Origin of the sequence: Brevundimonas sp., from assembly GCF_036732845.1 — a bacterium.
Lineage (GTDB): Bacteria > Pseudomonadota > Alphaproteobacteria > Caulobacterales > Caulobacteraceae > Brevundimonas.
In genome coordinates this window covers 26,211-48,057 of the sequence record NZ_DAINBO010000018.1, presented here as the reverse complement: position 1 = coordinate 48,057, position 21,847 = coordinate 26,211, and the positions used below count along the sequence as shown (strand labels likewise).

Below are 21,847 nucleotides of genomic sequence, written 5' to 3'. Positions count from 1 at the left end.
GCTGAACGTGCGCCAGACCGAGGCCCTGGCCCGGCGCTCGGCCGAGGGTCCGAAGACGGCCAAGGCGAAACCGGCCGCGCCCGGCGCCGCCAACGCCGACCTGGCCGCCCTGGAGCAGGATTTGTCCGACGCCCTGGGCCTGAAGGTCAGCCTGACCTACCGCGGCGGCAAGGGCGATCTGACCATCCGCTATGACGCGCTGGAGCAGTTGGACGATCTGTTCCGCCGCCTGATGCGGCCCTAGCGTCGATGATCCTCCCCCATGTCAATGGGGGAGGGGGACCGCGAAGCGGTGGAGGGGGCGACCCCAGCACTGGCGCTTGATCCCGCCCCCTCCACCATGCTGCGCATGGTTCCCCTCCCCCGCTAAGGGCGGGGGAGGATCTCCGATATGGCGTCTGCCCCATTCTCGCCCTTGCATCAGGGGGCGTCTGGCCTTTTAAGCGCGCGAAACCGCCTCCCCGCGTTCGCCCAAGGATACCGCCATGTCGAAAGCCTCGCCCAAGAAGGTCGTCCTCGCCTATTCCGGCGGGCTGGACACCTCGATCATCCTGAAATGGCTGCAGACCGAATACGGCGCCGAGGTCATCACCTTCACCGCCGACCTGGGTCAGGGCGAGGAGCTGGGACCGGCGCGCGAGAAGGCGCTGAAACTGGGCATCAAGCCCGAGAACATCTTCATCGACGACCTGCGCGAAGAGTTCGTGCGGGACTATGTCTTCCCGATGTTCCGCGCCAATGCGGTCTATGAGGGCCAGTATCTGCTGGGCACCTCGATCGCCCGGCCGCTGATCGCCAAGCGCCAGATCGAGATCGCGCGCGCCATGGGCGCCGACGCCGTCTGTCACGGGGCCACCGGCAAGGGCAATGACCAGGTGCGGTTCGAACTGGGCTATTACGCGCTGGAGCCGGACATCCGGGTGATCGCGCCGTGGCGGGAATGGGAGTTCCGTTCACGTGAAGCCCTGCTGGACTTCGCCGAAAAGCACCAGATCCCGATCTCCAAGGACAAGCGCGGCGAGGCGCCGTTCAGCGTCGACGCCAACCTTCTGCACTCCTCGTCCGAGGGCAAGGTGCTGGAGGACCCGGCCGTCGAGGCGCCCGAGTTCGTGCATCAGCGGACGATTTCGCCCGAGGACGCGCCGGATCAGGCCACGGTCATCGAGATCGGCTTTGAAAAGGGCGACCCCGTCTCCATCGACGGCCAGCGCCTGTCGCCCGCCGCCCTGCTGGCCGAACTGAACCGCCTGGGTCACGACAACGGCGTCGGCCGCCTGGACCTGGTCGAGAACCGCTTCGTCGGCATGAAATCGCGCGGCGTCTATGAAACGCCCGGCGGGACCATCCTGTTGGCGGCGCACCGGGGCATGGAGTCCATCACCCTGGATGGCGGCGCCATGCATCTGAAGGATGAGCTGGCGGTCAAATACGCCCATCTGATCTACAACGGCTTCTGGTTCAGCCCTGAGCGCGAGATGCTGCAAGCGGCCATCGACCACAGCCAGCAGCGGGTCAACGGGACCGTGCGGGTCAAGCTGTACAAGGGCAATGCGACCGTGATCGGCCGCGAAAGCCCCGACAGCCTGTACGACCAGGACCTGGTGACCTTCGAGGAGGGCGTCCAGGCCTATGACCATCGCGACGCCGAGGGCTTCATCAAGCTGAACGCCCTGCGCCTGCGTGTGCTGGCGCGGCGCGACGCGCGCTCGGCAAGCTGATAGTCTGTCGGTTCGTTCAAGGAGTTCTCATGCGTCGTTTGATCCTGACCGCCGCCCTCGCCGTCCTGGCCGCGCCCGCCCTGGCGCAGGAGACGCCGGCTCCGGCTGCGCCCGCCGCGCCAGAAGCCGCCGCACCCGAGGCCAAGTCGGCCGAAGAGTTGGCCATCGAGACCGAGGCCGCCGCGTTCAGCGCCGCCATGAGGACCATGCAGGACGAACTGGTGAAGACCACGACGCCGCAAGAGGCCGACGCCGTCGTCGCCAAATACCAGCCCCAGGCCGACGCTTTGGCCGACCGGATGAGCGTCTTCCTGCTGGCGCACGCCGACCGGCCGGAAAACGCCGCCAAACGAGAAGAGCTGCTGACCGAGGCGGCGCGCGGCGTGCGGTTCGTGCGCGAACTACCCGCCTTCATTCGCAGCGCCGTCGATCAGGCCGTGGCGCGCGGCAACGCCATCGCCGCCGCCGAGGCGGCGAGCCAGGCCGCCCCCGCCGAACCGGCCCCCGCGCCCGAACCTGCGCCCGAACCGGCTCCCGCCGCCCCCTCGGCCTGAGCCGCCTTACCGCGATTTCACTTGTCGGAACGACGGGTTCGACGGACGGTGCTTGCGTGTTCGCAGAACCGGAGGCTGTTCGATGATCCGCGCCCTGTCCCTGGCCGCCGCCCTGGCCGTGCTGCCGGTCTCGTCCGCCGTGGCCGCCGAGGCCAAGACCCCGGCCGAAACCGCCGTCGAGAGCGCGGCCAAGACCTTTGAGACGCGGATGAAGGCCTTCGGCGAACGGGCCGAGACCATCGCCGAGGACGTGAGCCTGACCGAGGCCCAGCGCGAGGCCCGGATCAAGACCCTTTGGGCCGAATACGCGCCCGACGTGGCCGCCTTCACCGCCACGATCAGCGAACAGGCGGGCGCCGTCGCCGCCTCGGCCCTGGCCGCGATCGACATCGAGGCCCTGGTCGACGAGGCGATGCAGGACATCGACATCGATGACGAGATCGTCGACGCCCTGGCGGATGTGGATAGCGACGTCGACGCCGCCTCGGCCCTGGCCGAAACGGGCGCGGCCATGGCCGCCAACGGCGCCTGGGCGCAGAACGACCCGGAGCAGATGGTGACCTACGGCCTGGTCGCCCAATACGCCCTGGACCAGGCCGCGCGCGCGCCGGACGCGGACGCCGCCGACGCCGAGGACTGATCCCGGCCGCCGAGGTCATGCGACGAACGACGTGGACGGCCCGCGCCCCTGCGCCTAGGCTGTGGTCGGCCGGATCGGTTCACGGGGACGTGTTTCCGCTCGGCTGGTGCTGATTGCGCCGCGATTATAAAGACTTGTCGTCAAATGGAACCGAGACCCCCGGTCGCCGTTCCACATGAAACGTCCGTTTCTGGCCCTGGCCGTACAGGAGACCTCCATGTCGCCCTTCGTCCGCCCCGCGCTCGTCCTGGCCCTGGCCGCCACGGCCCTGGGCGCCTGCGTCACCGCCACCCCCTATCAGCCCGCCGGGCAGGGCGGCCGCTACGGCTATTCCGAACAGCGGATGGAGCGGGACCGTTATCGCGTGAATTTCGCCGGCAATTCGGTGACCTCGCGCGAGCAGGTCGAGATGTCGCTGTTGCTGCGCGCCGCCGAACTGACGACCCAGGGCGGCTATGACTGGTTCTCGACCACCAACCGCGCGACCGAACGCGACACCCGCTACACCCTGAGCCACGATCCCATCTCGGGCCGCTATGGCCGGGGCTGGAGTCCCTATTGGCGTTTCTATCGCGGCGGGGTTTGGACGGCGGCCAATCCGTTCTGGGATCGTGACGTCGATATCCAGCGCATCGACCGCTACGAGGCCTCGGCCGAGATCGTCATGGGGCGCGGCGCCAAACCCGCGGGCGACCCGGACGCCTTCGATGCGCGCGAAGTGATCGAAAACCTGGCTGGCCGCGTCCCCCGCGCCACGAGCTGAGACCTGCAAATCCTCCCCCATGACAATGGGGGAGGGGGACCGCGAAGCGGTGGAGGGGGCGACCCCAGACACCAGCCATGGCCCTCGCCCCCTCCACCATCCTTCGGATGGTCCCCCTCCCCCGCTTCGCTGGGGAGGATTGTTGGTCAGCCGAGGCGAGGCGTCTTCATGCGGCGTTTGTTGACGTGGCTGTCGGGGGCGTTGCCCATGTCTTCGGGCAGTTCGCCCTTGAAATAAAAACGTTGCCACGCCTCTTTCGCCGCATCGGGATCGCCCCCGGCCAGGCGTTTGTTGAAATCGGTGCGCTGGCGGTTCCAGGCCTCGAACTGGCCGTGCATGACCGGGTTCGATTCCAGCGACCGTATGACGGGCTGCATCTGCTCGACCTTCTTGTGCTCGACCGGCAGGATGAAACAAAAAGGTTCGCCCTTTTCGAAACGAATTCGTCCCGGCCGGGTGAAGATCCAGTTCATGGTGAAGGGGAAGGGCAGCCAGTCGGTCTCGACCAGGCCGACCAGGGGCTGGATGCCGTCCTTCACGTGGTTGGGCGAGCCGGAGACCATCAGGTCCCAGCCCGGCGGCGTGCGGAACAGATACTGCGGGTGCATGGTCAGCACCCCGCGCGAGAAATGCGAGACCACGAAGGCCTTCAGGTCCGGCACCGGCCGGTCGGGCTTGATGGTGATGTCCTCCTGGCGCTCGCCGCCGGTCCATTCGGCGGTGAAGGCGTAGGGACACAGGATCTCCCAGCCGGTGGTGTTGGCCATGTTCAGCGGCAGGCAGCGATAGGGGTGCCGGCTGGCGAAGGCGTCCATCCAGTTGCGCGACTGTCGCCCCGGCGCCAGGTCCGGCGGCTGGGACGTCATCGGATAGCATTCCATTTCCAACGGGGCGCTCCGGGCGGTATCGACGGTCATCTTTCCTAGCGTCCGCCGCCCGCACCCGTCAAAGACCGCGATGACCGACTTCGCCCCGCCCTATGACCGTGACCGCCTTCTGGCCTGGATGGCCGAGCGCGGCATCGCCCAGACGACCCGCGACCATCCGGCCGTGTTCCGGGTCGAGGAGGGGTTGGAGCTGAAGGCCGCCATGCCCGGCGCCCACACCAAGAACCTGTTCCTGAAGGACAAGAAGGGCCGGTTGTGGCTGATCTCGGCCCGTCAGGACACGGTGATCGACCTGAAGGCGGCGCCGGGGGTCATCGGCTCGGATCGGCTGTCGTTCGGCAACGAGACCCTGATGTGGGAGACCCTGGGCGTGCGGCCCGGCTCGGTGACGGCCCTGGGCCTGATCAACGATACGGAACGGCGCGTCGGCTTCGTGCTGGACCGGCGGCTGTGGGCGGCGGACATCGTCAACTTCCATCCCCTGACCAACACCGCGACCACGGCGCTGGACCAGGCGGCCCTGCGCGCCTTTCTGGCCGCGATCGGGCGCGAGCCGCGGGTGATCGACTTCGCCGCCGATCCGGCTTGAGAAGCGAGGCGGACGCGACCATTTAGGCTTTGCCGCGTTAACGCCCGACAGGAGCCTTCATGACCTTCGCCGACCCGACCCGCCCGCACGAAGACCTGATCAAGGAAGGCTCGGACGCCGGCTTCATGGCCGATGTGGTCGAGGCCTCCAAGACCCAGCCGGTCATCGTCGACTTCTGGGCCACCTGGTGCGGACCCTGCCGCCAACTGACCCCGGCGCTGGAAAAGGCCGTGCGCGCGGCGCAAGGGGCGGTCAAACTGGTCAAGATCGACATCGACAAGAACCCCGCCTACGCCCAGCAACTGCGGGTCCAGTCGATCCCGACGGTCTACGCCTTCGTCGACGGCAAGCCGGTGGACGGCTTTCAGGGCGCGGTGCCGGACAGCCAGCTCAAGGCCTTCATCGACAAGCTGACGGGCGGGGCGGGCGTCAATTCCGACGTCGAGCAACTGTTGTCGCTGGGCGAGGAATCGCTGGCGCTCAACGACTTCGGCGGCGCGGCCCAGGCCTTCGCCCACGTCCTGTCGATCGAGCCGGACAATGAAAAGGCCGTCGCCGGCATGGCGCGGGTCTATCTGGCGGGCGGCGACGTCGATCAGGCGCGCCAGACCATCGCCATGGCGCCGGAAGACTCCAAGGAGCCGATGGTCCAGAGCGTGCGCGCCCAACTGGCCCTGTCGTCCTCGGCGCCCGCCGACGGCTCGGCCGCGCTGGAGGCCAGGGTCAAGGCCGATCCCAACGACCACCAGGCCCGGTTCGACCTGGCCCAGGCCCAGGCCGCCTCGGGCGATCTGAAGGCGGCGGCGGACGGTCTGCTGACGATCATCGCCGCCGACCGCGACTGGAACGACCAGGCCGCGCGCAAGCAACTGCTGACCGTGTTCGAGGCCGCCGGGCCGATGAGCGACCTGGCCAGGGACGGCCGCCGCCGTCTGTCCTCCATCCTGTTCGCATAAGGAAAGGCGCTTGCCCCAGGGCTATGTGAAGGCGTCGGATCTGCCGCAGGTCATACCGGTCTTTCCGCTGGCCGGGGCCATCGTGCTGCCTCGGGGGCAGTTGCCGCTGAACATCTTCGAGCCGCGCTATCTGAACATGGTCGACGACGCCATGGCGGGCGACCGGATCATCGGCATGATCCAGCCGATGGGCGCGTCTCGGACCACGCCCGCCCTGTCGCCGGTGGGCTGCGCCGGGCGGATCACCAGTTTCGCCGAGACCTCCGACGGGCGCTATCTGATCACCCTGACCGGGATCAGCCGGTTCCGCGTCGCGTCCGAACTGCCCAGCGCGGCGCCCTATCGCCAGGTGCGCGCCCTGTTCCAGACGTTCGAGGCGGACCTGGCGGCGGCGGCCGACGATGGGACCTTCGAGCGACGCCCCTTCCTGGACGCCCTGAAGGCCTATCTGGAGCACCGCGCGCTGGAGATCGACTGGGAGACGGCGGAAGGCGCGCCCAGCGAGGCGTTGATCAACAGCCTGTCCATGGCCCTGCCGTTCGAGGCGGCCGAGAAACAGGCCCTGCTGGAGGCCGCCGTCGTCGAGGACCGCGCCCAGGTCCTGACCACCCTGTTGCGCATCGACGCGGCGGGATCGGACGAGGACGCCCGGCTGCAATGACCGGGACCGAGCGGCGCGTCCTGAGTGGCGCGCCGGGCGCCGGGCCGCTATGACAGGCGCATGAGCGACGCCTTCAACACCCCGGCCACCGTCGATCCGCGCCTTTTGGAGATGCTGGTCTGTCCGGTCACGCGCGGGCGGCTGACCTGGGACCGGACGACGAACGAGCTGATCTCCAAGGGGGCCAAACTGGCCTATCCGATCCGCGAAGGCGTGCCGATCATGCTGCCCGAAGAGGCGCGGACGCTGGACTGACATCCCTGATCCTCCCTCGCGCAGCGGGGGAGGATCTGATCCGTCAAACAGCCTCGCCCTTCAGCAGTTTCGGCAGGTCCCCCGTGGCGCCGCCGGCCTCGTGCATGAAGGCGCGGCGCAGGGGGGCGATGCGGTTGACCGCCGCCATGCCCAGGTCGCGCGCCAGCCGCACCGGCGCCAGGTCGTTGGAGAACAGCCGCACGAAGGCGTCGAATCCCGCCGCCAGGGTCACATTGTCGAACCGGCGCCAGCGGGCGTAGCGGTCCAGCACCGTCTCTGACCCGATGTCCTCGCCGTTGCGGGCGGCCTGGATCAGCACCTCGGCCAGCGCGGCCGCGTCCTTCAGCCCCAGGTTCAGCCCCTGGCCCGCGACCGGATGCACCCCATGGGCGGCGTCGCCGATCAGGGCGGTGCGGTGCGCGGTCAGCCGCTCGGCCAGCGACAGCGACAGCGGATAGACGAAGCGCGGCCCCTCGACCGTCACCGCGCCCAGGAATTCGCCGAACCGGCGCATCAGATGGGCGTGGAAGGCCTCGTCCGACGCCGCCTTCAGGGCCTCGGCCCGGCGCGTGGTCTCGGTCCAGACCAGGCTGGCGCGCTGATCGGTCAGCGGCAGGATGGCGAAGGGACCCGAGGGCAGGAAATATTCGTGGGCGACATTGCCGTGGTCATGCTCCAGCCGGACGGTGGCGACCACGCCCGACTGGCCATAGCCCCAACCCAGGGCCTCGATCCCGGCCGAGGCCCGCACGCGCGACCCGCGTCCCTCGGCCCCCACGACCAGGGCGCCGCGCAGCCGGGTTCCGTCGCCCAGGATGACGGTGGCCTGGCCCGGATCGGTCTCGACGGCGGCGACGGCGGCGGGCGCGCGCACCTCCAGCCCCGCGCGCGCCACGGCCTCGGCCAGGGCGGTGCGGATGCGGCGGTTCTCGACCATATAGCCCAGGGGTTCGCCGCCGACGCCGTCGGCGATCTCATCGGCGTCGAAGCGCAGGAAGGCCGGGGACGGGGCGGGGGTCGCGGCGCCGGGGCGGCGGCCGTCGGTGACCAGGATGCGGTCCATGCGGCAGGCGTGGGACCGCATGGCCGCGCCCACGCCGATGGCGTCCAGCATGCGGAAGGTGGCGAAGGCGATGGCGGTGGAGCGGCCGTCGAAACTGGGCGCCAGTTGGGCGTCGAACGGCTGGGGGTCGACCATCACCACCTTCAGCCCGCCCTGGGCGGCGGCCAGGCCGAAACTGGCCCCCGCCAGTCCGGCGCCGGCGATGATGATGTCGTATCGGTCGGTGGCGCTCATGGCCCTTCTTCGCGCTGTCGGGGACGTGCGTAAAGCGGCCATTGGTCGCGGGCTTAGGGCTTAGGGCTTAAGTCTTAGTCGGATGACAGGACCGGGACCGTCATTTTCCCTAAGCCCTAAGCCCTAAGCCCTCCTCGTTTCCGTGGTGAACAACCCCTTAACCCTGTGCGGGTGAGGATGGCGGCGAGTTTCGTCCGTTTCGGAGACGCCGCCTCCATGTCCGCCGCCCTCGTCCTCGGCCGTCAGGCCTGGCTCAGCGCCCGCATCCTGTGGGGCGCGCCGATCGTGGTGCGGTTCCGGGGCATGCTTCAGGTCCTGCTGGCGGCCCTGTTGCTGGCGGCCATGGCCTCGTGGAATCCGGCCGATCCCAGCCTGAACGCCGCCTCGACCCAGGCGCCGACCAACTGGCTGGGCGGCTCGGGCGCCGTCTTCGCCGACATCGCCATGCAGTCGCTGGGCCTGACCGCCTGGATCGCCGCGGTGCTGGCGGGGGCCTTCGGCCTGGCCTCGGCCCTGGGCGACGCGCTTCAGCAACGGTTGAAGCCGACGCCGCTGAAGGCGTTGACGGCCGCGCTCGGCGTGCTGATCCTGGCCGCCGCCCTGTCGTCGCCGACGGCGCCCGCCGCCTGGCCCCTGGCCACGGGCCTAGGCGGAATCTGGGGCGATGCGGTGATCGGCCTGACCGGCGGCGGCGTCGAGCGCCTGGGCCTGCCCGGCGGGCGCTGGATCGTCGGCGCCCTGTTCGGCCTGCTCGGCCTGTGGGCCATCGGCTGGGTGGTGGGCCTGCGGGTCTCGGACCTGTCGGACGCCGCCGGTTGGACCCGCTCGCTGCGCGCCCCGCCCGCCGAGCCGCCCGCGCCGCGCCCCCAGAAGGCCGCCGCCGTCGCCCGCCGTCCCCGGCCCGAGCCGGAACCCGAGACCTTCGACGCCGCTGACGACAGCGACGACGCCCCGCCGTGGGAGCCGACGCCGGTCGCGCCGCCGTCCGCCTCGGCCCGGCGCGGACCCGCCGAGGTCGAACCCAGGGTGGCCGCCGCCAAGGCGCCCAAGCCGCGCAAGATCGACGATCGCCAGGTCACCTTCGACTTCGGCGGCCAGGGCGGCTTCGACCTGCCGTCGCTGGGCATTCTGGCCAAGCCCCAGGCCCGCGCCGCCGCCGTCGACGAAACGGCCCTGAAACAGAACGCCAAGATGCTGGAGGGCGTGCTTCAGGAGTTCGGCGTGCGCGGCGTGATCGACCAGATCCGCCCCGGCCCGGTGGTGACCCTGTACGAACTGGTGCCCGCGCCGGGCGTGAAGCACGGCCGGGTCGTGGCCCTGGCCGACGACATCGCCCGCTCGATGAGCGCCCGCGCCTGCCGCATCAGCGTGGTCCAGGGCCGCAACGCCATCGGCATCGAGCTGCCGAACTCCAAGCGCGAGACCGTCTATCTGCGCGACCTTCTGGCCTCGGGCGAATACGACAAGCCGGCGCACCTGTTGCCGCTGGCCCTGGGCGAGACCATCGGCGGCGAACCCTATGTCGCCGACCTGGCGCGGATGCCGCACCTGCTGATCGCGGGCACCACCGGCTCGGGCAAGTCGGTGGGGGTCAACGCCATGATCCTGTCGATCCTGTACAAGCTGACGCCGGAACAGTGCCGCTTCATCATGATCGACCCCAAGATGCTGGAGCTGTCGGTCTATGACGGCATTCCGCACCTGCTCAGCCCCGTCGTCACCGACCCGAAAAAGGCGGTCGTGGCCCTGAAATGGACGGTGCGCGAGATGGAGGACCGCTATCGCCGGATGTCCAAGCTGGGGGTGCGCAACATCGCCAGCTACAACGAGCGCGCGCGCGAGGCGCAGGCGAAGGGCGAGCATTTCGAACGCACGGTCCAGACCGGGTTCGACGAGTCGGGGCGTCCGGTCTACGAGTCCGAGAAGATCCGGCCCGAACCCATGCCCTATCTGGTCGTGGTGATGGACGAGATGGCCGATCTTATGCTGGTCGCCGGCAAGGACGTCGAGGGCGCGGTCCAGCGCCTGGCCCAGATGGCGCGGGCGGCGGGCATCCACCTGATCATGGCCACCCAGCGACCCTCGGTCGACGTCATCACCGGCACCATCAAGGCCAATTTCCCGACCCGGATCAGCTTCCAGGTCACCTCCAAGATCGACAGCCGCACCATCCTGGGCGAACAGGGCGGCGAGCAGCTTCTGGGCCAGGGCGACATGCTCTACATGGCCGGCGGCGGCCGCATCACCCGCCTGCACGGGCCGTTCGTGACCGACCAGGAGGTCGAACAGGTCTGCGCCCATCTGCGCGCCCAAGGTTCGCCCGACTATCTGGACGCCATCACCGACAGCGACGACGAAGACGACGGCGGCGAAGGCGATTTCAGCGGCGAGGGCGGGTCAGGCGACGACCTCTACGACCGCGCCGTGGCCGTGGTCACCCGCGACCGCAAGGCCTCGACCAGCTATATCCAACGCCGCCTTCAGATCGGCTACAACCGCGCCGCCAGCCTGATCGAACGGATGGAGAAGGAAGGCCTGGTCACCCCCGCCAACCACGCGGGCAAGCGCGAAATTTTGGCGGGACCGCCGCCGGTGGTGTGAGTCAGACCCCTCTCCCATCGGGAGAGGGAGGGTGTGTTTCAGCACCGCCCCACGGTTCGCGGCGCTCTTCCCATGACGCGATAGATGGGGGCGATGCGGTCGTCGGCGACGGGGACCAGGCCGACGTGGACCTGGCTGCCGACCGAGTCCGGCTCCAGCGAGGCGGCGATCACCGAGGACAGGGGCTGGTTCATCGGAACCCAGATCCAGCCTTCGCCGACGGCCACGTCGCGCGCCTCCAGCCGCACCTCCAGGGCGCCGGTCAGGGTCGAGGCCTCGCGGGTGGCGCGGGTGATCGGCTGGGTGCGGGTGACGTCGAAGGCCTGGACGGCCGCCGTCTGGGACGCGGCCGGGCACAGTCTCGCCCCCTTCAGGCGCAGGGCGTCGACGGCCGACCGGGCCTGGGGCGCCAGCAGATAGCCGCGCGGGCGCGGGCGGGTCTCGGTGACCCGCAACTGGCGGGAATCCAGCAGGTCGATGGTCTCGTGGCTGGGTTCGCCGGTCTCGGGGTCCATCAGGTCCAGCACGCCGGGCAGGACCGGCGGCTCATAGGCGACGGGGATCGGGCCGCGCGCGCGGGCCAGATCGCGCCGCGCCTGGGCCGCCGCGCGACGCAGGGCGCGGCCGTTCTGGGCGGCGGTCTCGACCACGGCGGCGGCGGCCAGATAGTGGCTGGCGACCCGGCGTCGCCAGGCGTCACGCTCTCCGGCCGAGCGCGATTCCAGCAGGAAGGACACCGCCCCGGTCAGGCCGTAGTAGTTGCGCGAAATGCCCGGCGCCGTGCCGCCGGTGGGGATGGGACCGGTCTGGGGCATGCCGCTGAGATAGACGGCCGAACTCAGACCCGCCGCCGCCAGCCGCGCCTCCATGGCCGGCAGATAGGTCTGGCGCGCCAGGGCCGTGTCGCGGGCCGGAACGCCCGGATGGGTGGCGTCCAATATGGTCTGGTCGGCGGCGGCCAGCCGGTTGAAGCGGCGCAAGGGACCGGCGGCGCCGTATTCATGGGCGTCGACCACGGCGTCCGGCGCCAGGATCGCCATGGCCCGCTGCAGACCCTGGGTCTCGGGCTGGGCGGCCAGCAGATGGTCGCGGTTCAGGTCGTAGTCCAGGCCGTTGCGACGCTGGAAGGCGGCGGCGCCGTCGGGGTTCACGCGCGGCACGACCACCACGGTGACGCGGTCCAACAGGGGCGCCAGCTCGCCGTCGGCCAGGGCCGAGGCCAGGGCCAGCATGGCCTCGCCCCCGGCCGGTTCATTGCCGTGCTGCTGGCCCACCAGCCAGACGACGGGGCGGTTCAGCCGGGCGACGGCGGCGGGGTCTTGCAGCCCCTCCTTGGTGAAGATCAGCCAGGGGATGTCGCGGTCCTGGGCCGTGCGCCCCAGGGACCCCAGGAAGACGCCGGGAACGCGCGCCTTGATGGCGGCCAGATGGGCCAGCATCTCGTCCTGGCTGGTGAAGGTCGTGCGGCCCGGCGCCAGGCCCGGCGCGTCCATGACCATGGGCACGTCGGGTAGTCGGGCCAGCACGGCGGGGGGCTGGCGATAGGCCTGGGGCCGTTCGGCGGACGGCGGGGCGACGTCCGGCGTCTGGGCCGGCGAGGGGGCGGGCAGACCCGCCGTCATCAGGCCGACGGCCGTCCAGATCCACAGTCCGCGCATGGTCGCTCCCCAGAAAACACCTGTATCCACGTTGGTAGGGCGCCGTTCCGTCGCGCGCCACCGGGGCGGCGGCGGGAAATTCGCGGTCCCTGATGATGAACGACGCTTCATCGCGCCGCCGGAATATGGTCAGGCTGGCGTCACGCCCTCGCCCAGCCTAGGGACCACAAGATCCGCTCCGATCCGTCGTTCCCACGGGAGACCCTGATGACCCTGACCCGCCGCGCCCTCGCCTTCGGCCTGCCTGTGATCGCGGGACTGGCGGCCGCGCCCGCCCTGGCTCAGTCCGGTCCCTCGTCCGGCCTGTCGGCCGAGGATCAGGCCGTGCTGGCGCGCGCCCAGGCCTATCTGCAGGGCCTGACCTCGGCCCAGGGCGACTTCGTCGAGACGGGACCGGGCGGTCAGACGCGGCGCGGCCGGTTCTGGCTGCAACGCCCCGGCAAGATGCGGTTCGAATACACCGACCCGGCGGGTCTGCTGGTGGTGTCGGACGGCTCGAACGTCAAACGCTACGACCCGCGCCTGAACGTGTTCCGCCAGGTGCCGCTGTCGGCCACGCCGCTGTCGACCTTCCTGGCCCGCACGGTGCGGCTGGACCAGGGGGTGCGCATCGACCGGGTCACGCGGATGCAGTCCGGCGCCTTCGCCATCACCGCGCGCGACGCCCGCAATCCCAACGAAGGCTCGGTCATCCTGGCCTTCGCGGGCAGCCCGCTGCGGCTTCAGGAATGGACCATCACCGACGCGCAAGGCGCGCGCACGCGGACCCAATTGACCTCGCTGAACCCCGCCCCGGGCCTGGCCGCCAGCCTGTTCCAACTGCGCGATCCGACGCGTCGCCCCGGCCGGGATTGACCCCTAGGTCCGTGTTCCGTCGAGCACAGGCCAGAATCCGACTCGCGACGGTTGACGTTTTTCGTCAGACGTGACACTTTGAACACAGGACGGCGGCGGCCGTCCGACCGCTACGGATTCATCCCCCTCCCGGCGGCGAGAAAGAACACCTTGAGCGCCCGGCCTCACCGCCGGGCGCTTTTTTCATGCCCGTTTTTTGGGCCGTGCTAGAGGCGGGGCATGACCCTCAGAATAGCCACCTGGAACATCAACTCCGTGCGCCTGCGCATCGATCAGGTCGCCCGCTTCGTCGCCGAGCGGAAGCCCGACGTGCTGATGCTGCAGGAGATCAAATGCACGACGGACCAGTTCCCGCGCCAGGCCTTCATCGACATGGGCCTGCCCCATCTGAACGTGCGGGGGCAGAAGGGCTGGCACGGGGTGGCCACCGCCTCGCGCCTGCCGATCGAGGACATGCCGACGCTGGACGTCTGCCGCGAGGGCCACGCCCGCTGCGCCTCGGTCGTGGTGGCGGGGGTGGAGATGCAGAATTTCTACATCCCGGCGGGCGGCGACGTGGCCGACCGGGCGCTGAACCCCAAATTCGATCACAAGATGGACTTTTATGAACGGCTGACCGCCGAGATGGCGCGTCGCGACAAACAGCGGCCGCTGGTTCTGGCGGGCGATTTCAACATCGCGCCGGGCGAGAACGACGTCTGGAACCACCGCTACATGTCCAAGATCGTCAGCCACACGCCGATCGAGGTCGAGACCCTGAACCGGCTTCAGGACACGGGCGGTTTCGCCGACGTGCTGCGCGACCGCTTCCCCGAACCGCACAAGCTGGCCTCGTGGTGGAGCTATCGCGCCCAGGATTTCCGCAAGTCGAACCGGGGCCTGCGGCTGGACCACATCTGGACCTCGCCGGGCCTGACGCCGGCGGTGGTCAGGGACACGGCGCGCATTCACGACGACGTGCGCGAATGGGACCGCCCCAGCGACCACGCCCCGGTGACGGTGGACCTGGATCTCTAGGTCAGCAGGCAATGGCGCGGATGTGTCCGGCCTGGGCGTAGTTCAGGAGCGGCCGGTCTCGGGTGATCAGGGTCCATCCATGGATGCGCGCGGTGGCCGCCAGGATGCGGTCGGCGGGGTCCCTCAGCGCTTCGGCTTGCGGCAGAAAGGAGGCCCCGACCAGGATGTCTGGACCCAGGGGCGCCGCCGTCAGACCCGCCGCCAGCAACTCCTCGAACCAGCGTAAGGGGTCGATCGACAGAGCGTAGCGGCCCCTGGCGACCAATTGCCCCACTTCCCAGGCGGTGATGGGCGACAGGTGAATCGCCTGGCCGTTCGCCTCGGCCTCAAGCACGGCTTTGGCGGCCTGGGACCGCAAGGCGATGTCCGGCGTCGAGGTCCACAGGGCCGCGCAGGTGTCGAGAAGCAGCGGACCGCTCATTGACGTTCCGCGTCCCAGATCTCGCCGGTCGGTTCGGTCACGTCGACGCCCGGAGGAATGGTCACCGTTCCGGCCAGTCGGGCGTGAATCCGTTCGAGGATATTGGGCCGGGCGGGCTGATCCGCCCCGTCTTGCCGTGCCATGCGGCGGACGCGGCGAAAGACCAGGCGCTCGCCGCCGATATCGACGCGTTCCGTCTGGAATCCGGCTTCGAGCCACGCCCTGGTCATGACGTTGTTGGACGGATTGTTGCTCCACCACGCCGGATACTGTTTCGACGCCGGAAGCGGCGCGCCCAGCACCCGCTCGATCTCGGCGAAGGTCATCGGCACCTCGGCCGTCTGGCGATCAGCCAGGTAGCGCGTCAGCGGATCGTATTTGCCCATGGCGTAGCCCTCATGTGTCGAAAGCACATGAACACTACTTAGTGTGTTTTAGTGTGTCAACTACGGCTGCAGCCGATAGCCGCCCGCGTCGGTCAGCAGCAGGCGGGCCTGGCCCGGCTCCGGCTCGATCTTTTGGCGCAGGCGATAGATGTGGGTCTCCAGCGTGTGGGTGGTGACCCCGGCGTTATAGCCCCAGACCTCGGTCAACAGCTCTTCGCGCGACACCGCCTTGGTCCCGGCGCGATAGAGGTATTTCAGGATGTTGGTCTCTTTTTCCGTCAGCCGGATCTTCTTGCCCTTGGAGTCCAACAGCACCTTGGCGGCGGGGCGGAACTCATAGGGACCGATGGCGAAGACCGCGTCTTCCGACTGTTCGTGGCTGCGCAGATGGGCGCGGATGCGGGCCAAGAGCACGGCGAAGCGGAAGGGCTTGGTCACATAGTCGTTGGCGCCCGAATCGAGACCCAGCACGGTGTCGGTCTCGGACCCCTGGGCCGTCAGCATGATGATCGGGACCGACAGGCCGCCCTGGCGCAGCATCTTGCACGCCTCGCGCCCGTCCATGTCGGGCAGGTCGACGTCCAGCAGGATCAGGTCGGCGCGGACCTCGCGCGCCTGGCGCACGCCGTCGCCGGCGGTCGAGGCCTGGACCGTGCGGAACTCTTCGTGCAGGGCCAGTTGCTCGGCCAGGGCTTCGCGCAGGTCGTCGTCGTCGTCGATGATGAGCAGGGTCTTGGGCGTGGGCATGGGGCAGAGAATGGCGACCCGCGCCGCCGACGCAAGGCGGAAGGGCGAGAATTCGGCCTTTATGCCGTCTCGGGCGGCGGGTTTCGTGCGCCGAACAGCGCCGCGCCCAGCCGCACATGGGTCGCGCCCTGGGCCACGGCGGCGGGGTAGTCGCCGCTCATCCCCATCGACAGGACGCCCAGGCCGAGGCGGGCGGCCAGATCGCGCAGCCGGGCGAAATGCGGGACCGGGTCCTCGTCGGCGGGCGGAATGCACATCAGGCCCTCGACCGTCAGGTCGTGAGCGCGGGCCAGGTCCAGCAGGGCCGGGACCGCGTCGGGGGCGGCGCCGGCCTTTTGCGGCTCCAGCCCGGTGTTGACCTGGATCAGACAACGGGGGCGGCGGCCGGCCTGGTCGGCGGCGCGGGCCAGGGCCTGGACCAGGCGCGGCCGGTCCAGGGTCTCGATCACGTCGAACAGCCGGACGGCGTCCAGGGCCTTGTTGGTCTGGAGCGGGCCGATCAGACGCAGCTCCAGGCCCGTCTGGCCGCGGCCGGACCAGCGCGCTTGCGCCTCCTGCACCCGGTTCTCGCCGAAGACGCGCTGACCGGCGGCCAGGGCGGCGTCGACGGCCTGGGGCGGCTGGGTCTTGACGACGGCGGTCAGGGTCACGGTCTCGGGTGCGCGGCTCGCCGCTTCGCAGGCCTGGACGATCGCGGCGCGGGCGGCCGCCAGGCGGTCGGCGACGGACGCGACGGCGGACACGGCGGTGGACGGGGCGGGCGCGGCGGGCGATGAGACGGTCATGACGGCGGATGATCTCGGCGAGAACGCGCGGCGGCTGTGGCGCCAGGCCCAGGCTCTAAACCTGCGCGCGGCGGCTGTCAGCCCGGCGGCGCGGCGGCTGCCGCCCCTGCTGTTCTTCACCGATCCCGAGCGGACGCCCCGACCGTGGGAGACGGCGGCGCGGCTGCCCGCCGGGGCGGGGGTGGTGTTCCGGGGTTTCGGGCGAGCCGACGCGGCCGAGACCGCGCAACGATTGAGGGCCGTGACGCGCGTCGGCGGGATTCGACTGTTGATCGGGGCGGACGCGGACCTGGCCCAGGCGGTCGGCGCCGACGGCGTGCATTTGCCGGAACGACGGGCGAGCGAGGCGGCGCGGTTGCGGGCGGCGCGCCCCGACTGGCTGATCACGGCGGCGATCCATGAGGCGGCGGCGGGTTTTCCGGTCGAGGGGCTGGACGCCCTGGCCGCCTCGCCGGTGTTTCCGACGCTCAGCGCCTCGGCCCGGCCGGTGCTGGGGCTGGAGGGGTTGGCGCGGGTGACGGCCCTGGGCCTGCCGACCTACGCCCTGGGCGGGATCGACGCCGAGACGGCGACGCGGCTGACGGACAGCGGCGTTTGCGGGATCGCAGCGGCGGGGGCGGTGCGGGAGGCTTTCTGATCCTTCCCCACTGCGTGGGGGAAGATCGGACCTCAGAATTTAAAGATCGATTCCAGACGCACGCGCGGCTGGGCGCGGCCATCGGTTTCGGGGGCGCGGGCCGGATCGACGCGCGGCGAGGCCAGGCCCGCCGAGGCGCCCAGGCGCAGGCGCGGGCTGAGACGGTAATAGGCCCCGGCCTCGACATCGCCCCAGTCGGCTTCGCGGCCGACCGGCTGACTGAGGTTGAAGTCCAGGCCCCAGCGGCCGCCGTCGATCCAGCGCAGGCTGCGGCGCTGGCCGGGGGCGGCGGGGACCGGGGCGGACTGGGCGCGCTGGGCGTCGGTCAGGCTGAGGCTCGAGGCGGTCGAGCGCGACTGCGCCGAGGCGGCGTCGGCGAGACCGAAGACCCCCGCCAGAACCAGCGCTGCTGCGATGCCGCCGAAACGCATTTCCAGTCCCTAAGGGCCGTCTTGGAGCGACGGCCGCCTTGTTCATCGGCGATTAGACACCGCGCGCCGAGCCGGTCAATCAGCCAGGGCCGCATGGACGGCGATTCCCGCGACTCTGGGCCGCGCCTGTGGCGCAAGCGTCACGGGAAAAGGCCCATATCGGGACTCGCCCAGGGCGAGAGTCGGGCGGGCGCGGCCAGGATCGGGCGAGAAGGCGGCGGTTCGCCTTGTCATCGCCCCTTTTCACCGTGTTATAGAGCCTCCCTGCGGCGCTTCGGCGGCGCGGCGCCGTCCGTCGGACGGTCCCCGCCCTGGCGCAGTTTCGAACGGAGACGGCTCTGATGGTTCCCTTCAACCGCGCGGCCAGCGGCGCCGCCCTGGTTCTGATCGCCTCCAGCCTGGCCCTGGCCGGCTGCGGCGGCGGCCCTCGCCTGCCCTTCACGGGCGGCGGCGCCAAGCCGACGGCGGCCCAGACGGGCATCGGCGTCAACGCCTATCTGTGGCGCGCGACCCTGGACACCCTCAGCTTCATGCCGCTGCTGACGGCCGATCCGTGGGGCGGCGTGGTCAATTACGACTGGTACGTGAACCCCCAGACCCCGAACGAGCGCTTCAAGGCGACCGTCTTCATCCTGGACACCCGCCTGCGCGCCGACGCCCTGAACGTGTCGGTGACCAAGGAGGTCAAGGACGCCTCGGGCGCCTGGGTTTCGGCTCCGGTCGCGGCCCAGACCGAGACCGATCTGGAGAACGCCATCCTGACCAAGGCGCGCCAGCTCAACCTCGCCAACGCGAACTGACGACCCCTCTCATGCTCCCGCCTCTTCGGGCCTGATCCCTGAGGCTTGCTTCAGGATACAGACCCGTGGCCCGCTACGAGCCTAAGACCGCCGAACCCCGCCAGCAGGCCCGCTGGGCGGCCGCCGACGCCTTCACGACCCCGAGCGGCGAGACCGGGCGGCCGAAATACTATGTGCTGGAGATGTTTCCCTATCCGTCGGGCAACATCCACATGGGCCACGCCCGCAACTATGTGATGGGCGACGTGGTGGCCCGGTTCAAACGGGCGCGCGGCTATGACGTGCTGCATCCGATGGGCTGGGACGCCTTCGGCATGCCGGCCGAGAACGCGGCCATGGAGCGGGGCGTGCACCCCGGCGACTGGACCTGGTCCAACATCGCGGCCATGCGCGAGCAGTTGAAGCTGCTGGGCCTGTCGCTGGACTGGTCCAGGGAGTTCGCGACCTGCGACCCGGCCTATTACGGCAAGCAGCAGGCCTGGTTCCTGGCGCTGTATCGGAGCGGCCTGGTCTATCGCAAGGACGGGGTGGTCAACTGGGACCCGGCCGAAAACACCGTGCTGGCCAATGAGCAGGTGATCGACGGGCGCGGCTGGCGCTCGGGCGCGGTGGTCGAGAAGCGCAAGCTGAACCAGTGGTTCCTGCGCATCACCGACTATGCCGACGAACTGATCGACGGCCTGGCGACCCTGGACCGCTGGCCCGAGAAGGTCCGGCTGATGCAGGAGAATTGGATCGGCCGGTCCAAGGGCCTGCAGATGACCTGGGCCTGGGCCGGAGAGGCGCCCGACGCGGCGCCGAACGGGCTGGAGATCTACACCACCCGGCCCGACACCCTGTTCGGGGCGTCCTTCATGGGCGTCGCGCCCGACCACCCCATCGCCAAGCAATTGGCCGACGCCGACCCGGCCGTGGCCGCCTTCGTCGCCGAGTGCCGCAAGGGCGGGTCCAGCCAGGCCGAGATCGAACAGGCCGAAAAGATCGGCTGGAACACCGGGCTGAAGGTCGTTCATCCGTTCGACGGCCGCGAGGTCGAGGTGTGGATCGCCAACTTCATCCTGTCGGAATACGGCACCGGCGCCATCTTCGCCTGCCCGGCCCACGACCAGCGCGACCTGGACTTCGCCCGCAAATACGGCCTGCCGGTGATCCCGGTGGTGCGGCCCGACGGGGCCGGCGACGATTTCGACGTGGCCGACGAGGCCTATGTGGGACCGGGGACGATCTTCCACTCGGGCTTCCTGGACGGACTGGACATCGAGGCGGCCAAGGCCGCGGCGGTCGCCCGTGTCGAGGCGGCCGGCCAGGGCCGGGGCGCGACCATCTACCGCCTGCGCGACTGGGGCGTGTCGCGCCAACGCTATTGGGGTTGCCCGATCCCGATCATCCATTGTCCGAACTGCGGCCCGGTCGAGGTTCCGGTCGACCAGCTTCCGGTCGAACTGCCCCAGGACGTGACCTTCGACGTGCCCGGCAATCCGCTGGACCGGCATCCGACCTGGAAGCACGTGGCCTGCCCGTCGTGCGGGGGCCAGGCCGTGCGCGAGACCGACACCCTGGACACCTTCGTGGACTCCAGTTGGTATTTCGCCCGCTTCACCGATCCGACGGCGGCCGAGCCGATCAACAAGGCGGCGGCCGACCGCTGGCTGCCGGTGGACCAGTATATCGGCGGGGTCGAGCACGCCGTGCTGCACCTGCTGTACGCCCGTTTCATCAGCCGGGCCTTGTCGGATGCGGGGCTGATGGACGTGCGCGAGCCGTTCGCGGGCCTGTTCACCCAAGGCATGGTGGTGCACGAGACCTATCGCCGGGCCGACGGCGCCTGGGTCGAGCCGACCGACGTCGAGATCACCACGACGGACGGCAAGCGGACGGCCCGTCAACTGTCGACCGGCCAGGCCCTGGTCATCGGCGACATCGAAAAGATGTCCAAATCCAAGAAGAACGTGGTGGCTCCGCAGGAGATCGTCGACAGCCACGGCGTCGACGCGGGCCGTCTGTTCGTGCTGTCCGACAGCCCGCCAGAGCGGGACGTGCAGTGGACCTCGGGCGGGGTCGAGGGCGCCGGGCGGTTCGTCCAGCGCGCCTGGGCCGAGTTCGACGGCTTCGACGCCGCCAGGCCCGGCGATCCCGAACAGAACGCCTCGCTGCGCCGCGAGACGCACAAGACGATCAAGGCCGTGACCGAGGGGGTCGAAACCTTCCGCTTCAACTCGGCCATCGCCAAGCTCTACGCCTTCCTGGGCGTGCTGAAGGCCCATGGCGAGGCGGGCGGCGAGACCAAGGCCGAGGCCCTGTCGGCCTTCGCCCGGCTGATCGCGCCCTTCACCCCGCACCTGGCGGAAGAGGGCTGGACCCGCCTGGGCCTGGCCGGAATGGCGCTGGACGCGCCGTGGCCCGAGTATGATCCGGCCCTGGCGGCCGACGACGAGGTGATCCTGCCGATCCAGGTGGGCGGCAAGCGGCGCGGCGAGATCGCCATGCCGCGCGGCGCCGACACCGCCGCCGTCGAGGCCGCGGCCCTCGCCAATCCGGCGGTTCAGGCCTACCTTGCCGCCAACGGACAGTCGGTTCGCAAGGTGATCGTGGTGCCCGATCGGATCGTCAATCTGGTGGTCGGCTGATGCGCGCGGCGGCCATGCTGCTGACGGCGGCCCTCGGGCTTGCCCCGGTCCTGGCGGGCTGCGGCTTCACGCCCCTGTATGCGCAAGGCGCGGCCGGGACCGAGGCCTCGCGCATCGCCGTCAACACGCCGGACGACCGGCTGGGCTATCGCCTGCGCGAACAGTTGGAGGACGCCCTGGCCGTGAACCGGTCGGCCGCGCCGCTGCGGACTCTGGACGTCCAGGTCGAGAGCGCGCGTCGTCCGCTGGGCCGCCGCATCGACGACACGGCCACCCGCTATGAACTGACCGTGCGCGCGACCTGGACCCTGACCCCCGCGGCCGGAGGCGACGCCGCGACCGGGGTGGAGACGGCCACCGTCACCTATGGCGCCGCCGACCAGCCCTTCGCCGCCATCGCCGCCCAGCAGGACGGCGAGGACCGCGCCGCCGCCGACCTGGCGCGCCTGCTGCGGCTCGACATCCTGAGGGCGCTGTCTCAATGATCCTCCACCTTGATCCTCCCCTGCGCAGCGGGGGAGGGGGACCATGCGCAGCATGGTGGAGGGGGCGAGTTCAAGCG

Annotated in this window: 23 protein-coding genes and 1 pseudogene; 16 read left to right on the top strand and 8 right to left on the bottom strand. The window is 70.1% G+C overall.

Annotated features, from left to right (window positions below; translation table 11 throughout):
• The 5 genes and pseudogenes from V7D63_RS08375 to V7D63_RS08355 all read left to right on the top strand — a co-directional run.
• Positions 1-244: pseudogene (locus tag V7D63_RS08375) on the top strand (ParB/RepB/Spo0J family partition protein); the annotation flags it as partial.
• Positions 245-485: 241 nt separating this feature from the next.
• Entirely contained in the window at positions 486-1,718 is a 1,233-nt protein-coding gene (locus V7D63_RS08370) for an argininosuccinate synthase (RefSeq protein ID WP_333591809.1), read from the top strand.
• Positions 1,719-1,747: 29 nt separating this feature from the next.
• Positions 1,748-2,272, top strand: coding sequence for a hypothetical protein (locus V7D63_RS08365; protein ID WP_333591808.1), 525 nt, complete (start codon positions 1,748-1,750; stop codon positions 2,270-2,272).
• Between the two features lie 82 nt (positions 2,273-2,354).
• Complete coding sequence (locus tag V7D63_RS08360) at positions 2,355-2,912, top strand: hypothetical protein (RefSeq protein WP_333591807.1); 558 nt, start codon at positions 2,355-2,357, stop codon at positions 2,910-2,912.
• Positions 2,913-3,087: 175 nt separating this feature from the next.
• Entirely contained in the window at positions 3,088-3,675 is a 588-nt protein-coding gene (locus V7D63_RS08355) for a CC0125/CC1285 family lipoprotein (protein ID WP_442882130.1), read from the top strand.
• Positions 3,676-3,821: 146 nt separating this feature from the next.
• Here the strand turns inward: V7D63_RS08355 and V7D63_RS08350 are convergent, their stop codons facing one another.
• Positions 3,822-4,562, bottom strand: a complete 741-nt coding sequence (locus V7D63_RS08350; protein ID WP_333591814.1) for a DUF6065 family protein — start codon at positions 4,560-4,562, stop codon at positions 3,822-3,824.
• A gap of 70 nt (positions 4,563-4,632) precedes the next feature.
• Between V7D63_RS08350 and V7D63_RS08345 the strand changes: the two genes are divergently transcribed.
• Genes V7D63_RS08345 through V7D63_RS08330 form a run of 4 tightly spaced genes read left to right on the top strand, consistent with a single transcriptional unit; the run spans position 4,633 to position 7,023 of the window.
• Positions 4,633-5,151: a prolyl-tRNA synthetase associated domain-containing protein gene (locus V7D63_RS08345; RefSeq protein WP_333591806.1), complete on the top strand. Its 519-nt coding sequence runs from the start codon at positions 4,633-4,635 to the stop codon at positions 5,149-5,151.
• Positions 5,152-5,210: 59 nt separating this feature from the next.
• Positions 5,211-6,107: a thioredoxin gene (gene trxA / locus V7D63_RS08340; protein WP_333591805.1), complete on the top strand. Its 897-nt coding sequence runs from the start codon at positions 5,211-5,213 to the stop codon at positions 6,105-6,107.
• A 10-nt stretch (positions 6,108-6,117) separates the two neighbouring features.
• Complete coding sequence (locus V7D63_RS08335; protein ID WP_333591804.1) at positions 6,118-6,768, top strand: LON peptidase substrate-binding domain-containing protein; 651 nt, start codon at positions 6,118-6,120, stop codon at positions 6,766-6,768.
• A gap of 60 nt (positions 6,769-6,828) precedes the next feature.
• Positions 6,829-7,023, top strand: a complete 195-nt coding sequence (locus V7D63_RS08330) for a Trm112 family protein (protein ID WP_333591803.1) — start codon at positions 6,829-6,831, stop codon at positions 7,021-7,023.
• 43 nt (positions 7,024-7,066) lie between these two features.
• Here V7D63_RS08330 and V7D63_RS08325 read toward each other — a convergent pair whose 3' ends face one another.
• Positions 7,067-8,320 (bottom strand): UbiH/UbiF/VisC/COQ6 family ubiquinone biosynthesis hydroxylase, encoded by a 1,254-nt coding sequence (locus V7D63_RS08325; protein WP_333591802.1) that lies wholly within the window; start codon positions 8,318-8,320, stop codon positions 7,067-7,069.
• Between the two features lie 216 nt (positions 8,321-8,536).
• On the opposite strand from V7D63_RS08325, the gene V7D63_RS08320 reads away from it, so the two are divergent.
• Positions 8,537-10,921 (top strand): FtsK/SpoIIIE family DNA translocase, encoded by a 2,385-nt coding sequence (locus V7D63_RS08320; protein ID WP_333591801.1) that lies wholly within the window; start codon positions 8,537-8,539, stop codon positions 10,919-10,921.
• Between the two features lie 38 nt (positions 10,922-10,959).
• On the opposite strand, the gene V7D63_RS08315 is transcribed toward V7D63_RS08320, so the two are convergent.
• Complete coding sequence (locus V7D63_RS08315) at positions 10,960-12,579, bottom strand: M14 family zinc carboxypeptidase (protein WP_333591800.1); 1,620 nt, start codon at positions 12,577-12,579, stop codon at positions 10,960-10,962.
• A gap of 207 nt (positions 12,580-12,786) precedes the next feature.
• Between V7D63_RS08315 and V7D63_RS08310 the strand changes: the two genes are divergently transcribed.
• Positions 12,787-13,434: a LolA family protein gene (locus V7D63_RS08310; RefSeq protein ID WP_333591799.1), complete on the top strand. Its 648-nt coding sequence runs from the start codon at positions 12,787-12,789 to the stop codon at positions 13,432-13,434.
• A 219-nt stretch (positions 13,435-13,653) separates the two neighbouring features.
• Positions 13,654-14,451, top strand: coding sequence for an exodeoxyribonuclease III (locus V7D63_RS08305; protein ID WP_333591798.1), 798 nt, complete (start codon positions 13,654-13,656; stop codon positions 14,449-14,451).
• A 1-nt stretch (position 14,452) separates the two neighbouring features.
• Here the strand turns inward: V7D63_RS08305 and V7D63_RS08300 are convergent, their stop codons facing one another.
• The 4 genes from V7D63_RS08300 to V7D63_RS08285 are packed head-to-tail and all read right to left on the bottom strand — an operon-like array spanning position 14,453 to position 16,790.
• Entirely contained in the window at positions 14,453-14,872 is a 420-nt protein-coding gene (locus V7D63_RS08300) for a type II toxin-antitoxin system VapC family toxin (RefSeq protein WP_333591797.1), read from the bottom strand.
• Complete coding sequence (locus V7D63_RS08295; RefSeq protein ID WP_333591796.1) at positions 14,869-15,285, bottom strand: DUF7662 domain-containing protein; 417 nt, start codon at positions 15,283-15,285, stop codon at positions 14,869-14,871. The genes V7D63_RS08300 and V7D63_RS08295 overlap by 4 nt, the downstream gene beginning before the upstream one ends.
• A 33-nt stretch (positions 15,286-15,318) precedes the next feature.
• Entirely contained in the window at positions 15,319-16,005 is a 687-nt protein-coding gene (locus tag V7D63_RS08290; RefSeq protein WP_333591795.1) for a response regulator transcription factor, read from the bottom strand.
• Positions 16,006-16,064: 59 nt separating this feature from the next.
• On the bottom strand, positions 16,065-16,790 hold the full coding sequence (locus tag V7D63_RS08285) for a YggS family pyridoxal phosphate-dependent enzyme (RefSeq protein ID WP_333591794.1): 726 nt from the start codon (positions 16,788-16,790) through the stop codon (positions 16,065-16,067).
• On the opposite strand from V7D63_RS08285, the gene V7D63_RS08280 reads away from it, so the two are divergent.
• On the top strand, positions 16,789-17,427 hold the full coding sequence (locus V7D63_RS08280; protein ID WP_333591793.1) for a thiamine phosphate synthase: 639 nt from the start codon (positions 16,789-16,791) through the stop codon (positions 17,425-17,427). The genes V7D63_RS08285 and V7D63_RS08280 overlap by 2 nt on opposite strands.
• Before the next feature lie 32 nt (positions 17,428-17,459).
• Here V7D63_RS08280 and V7D63_RS08275 read toward each other — a convergent pair whose 3' ends face one another.
• Complete coding sequence (locus V7D63_RS08275) at positions 17,460-17,858, bottom strand: NtrZ family periplasmic regulatory protein (RefSeq protein WP_333591792.1); 399 nt, start codon at positions 17,856-17,858, stop codon at positions 17,460-17,462.
• A gap of 341 nt (positions 17,859-18,199) precedes the next feature.
• Here V7D63_RS08275 and V7D63_RS08270 point away from each other — a divergent pair, with 341 nt between their 5' ends.
• The 3 genes from V7D63_RS08270 (at position 18,200) to lptE (ending at position 21,770) form a co-directional block, all read left to right on the top strand.
• A complete protein-coding gene (locus V7D63_RS08270; RefSeq protein WP_333591791.1) occupies positions 18,200-18,658 on the top strand; it encodes a DUF3576 domain-containing protein in 459 nt (152 codons plus the stop codon).
• Between the two features lie 65 nt (positions 18,659-18,723).
• A complete protein-coding gene (gene leuS, locus V7D63_RS08265; protein ID WP_333591790.1) occupies positions 18,724-21,285 on the top strand; it encodes a leucine--tRNA ligase in 2,562 nt (853 codons plus the stop codon).
• Positions 21,285-21,770 (top strand): LPS assembly lipoprotein LptE, encoded by a 486-nt coding sequence (gene lptE / locus V7D63_RS08260; RefSeq protein WP_333591789.1) that lies wholly within the window; start codon positions 21,285-21,287, stop codon positions 21,768-21,770. The genes leuS and lptE overlap by 1 nt, the downstream gene beginning before the upstream one ends.
• Positions 21,771-21,847 lie beyond the last annotated feature (77 nt).

Bases quoted from the DNA above. Each gene is read 5' to 3' on its own strand.
- V7D63_RS08370 (WP_333591809.1), top strand. From the start codon at position 486: ATGTCGAAAGCCTCGCCCAAGAAGGTCGTCCTCGCCTATTCCGGCGGG.
- V7D63_RS08365 (WP_333591808.1), top strand. From the start codon at position 1,748: ATGCGTCGTTTGATCCTGACCGCCGCCCTCGCCGTCCTGGCCGCGCCC.
- V7D63_RS08360 (WP_333591807.1), top strand. From the start codon at position 2,355: ATGATCCGCGCCCTGTCCCTGGCCGCCGCCCTGGCCGTGCTGCCGGTC.
- V7D63_RS08355 (WP_442882130.1), top strand. From the start codon at position 3,088: ATGAAACGTCCGTTTCTGGCCCTGGCCGTACAGGAGACCTCCATGTCG.
- V7D63_RS08345 (WP_333591806.1), top strand. From the start codon at position 4,633: ATGACCGACTTCGCCCCGCCCTATGACCGTGACCGCCTTCTGGCCTGG.
- trxA (WP_333591805.1), top strand. From the start codon at position 5,211: ATGACCTTCGCCGACCCGACCCGCCCGCACGAAGACCTGATCAAGGAA.
- V7D63_RS08330 (WP_333591803.1), top strand. From the start codon at position 6,829: ATGAGCGACGCCTTCAACACCCCGGCCACCGTCGATCCGCGCCTTTTG.
- V7D63_RS08325 (WP_333591802.1), bottom strand. From the start codon at position 8,320: ATGAGCGCCACCGACCGATACGACATCATCATCGCCGGCGCCGGACTG.
- V7D63_RS08320 (WP_333591801.1), top strand. From the start codon at position 8,537: ATGTCCGCCGCCCTCGTCCTCGGCCGTCAGGCCTGGCTCAGCGCCCGC.
- V7D63_RS08315 (WP_333591800.1), bottom strand. From the start codon at position 12,579: ATGCGCGGACTGTGGATCTGGACGGCCGTCGGCCTGATGACGGCGGGT.
- V7D63_RS08310 (WP_333591799.1), top strand. From the start codon at position 12,787: ATGACCCTGACCCGCCGCGCCCTCGCCTTCGGCCTGCCTGTGATCGCG.
- V7D63_RS08305 (WP_333591798.1), top strand. From the start codon at position 13,654: ATGACCCTCAGAATAGCCACCTGGAACATCAACTCCGTGCGCCTGCGC.
- V7D63_RS08300 (WP_333591797.1), bottom strand. From the start codon at position 14,872: ATGAGCGGTCCGCTGCTTCTCGACACCTGCGCGGCCCTGTGGACCTCG.
- V7D63_RS08290 (WP_333591795.1), bottom strand. From the start codon at position 16,005: ATGCCCACGCCCAAGACCCTGCTCATCATCGACGACGACGACGACCTG.
- V7D63_RS08280 (WP_333591793.1), top strand. From the start codon at position 16,789: ATGACGGCGGATGATCTCGGCGAGAACGCGCGGCGGCTGTGGCGCCAG.
- V7D63_RS08285 (WP_333591794.1), bottom strand. From the start codon at position 16,790: ATGACCGTCTCATCGCCCGCCGCGCCCGCCCCGTCCACCGCCGTGTCC.
- V7D63_RS08275 (WP_333591792.1), bottom strand. From the start codon at position 17,858: ATGCGTTTCGGCGGCATCGCAGCAGCGCTGGTTCTGGCGGGGGTCTTC.
- V7D63_RS08270 (WP_333591791.1), top strand. From the start codon at position 18,200: ATGGTTCCCTTCAACCGCGCGGCCAGCGGCGCCGCCCTGGTTCTGATC.
- lptE (WP_333591789.1), top strand. From the start codon at position 21,285: ATGCGCGCGGCGGCCATGCTGCTGACGGCGGCCCTCGGGCTTGCCCCG.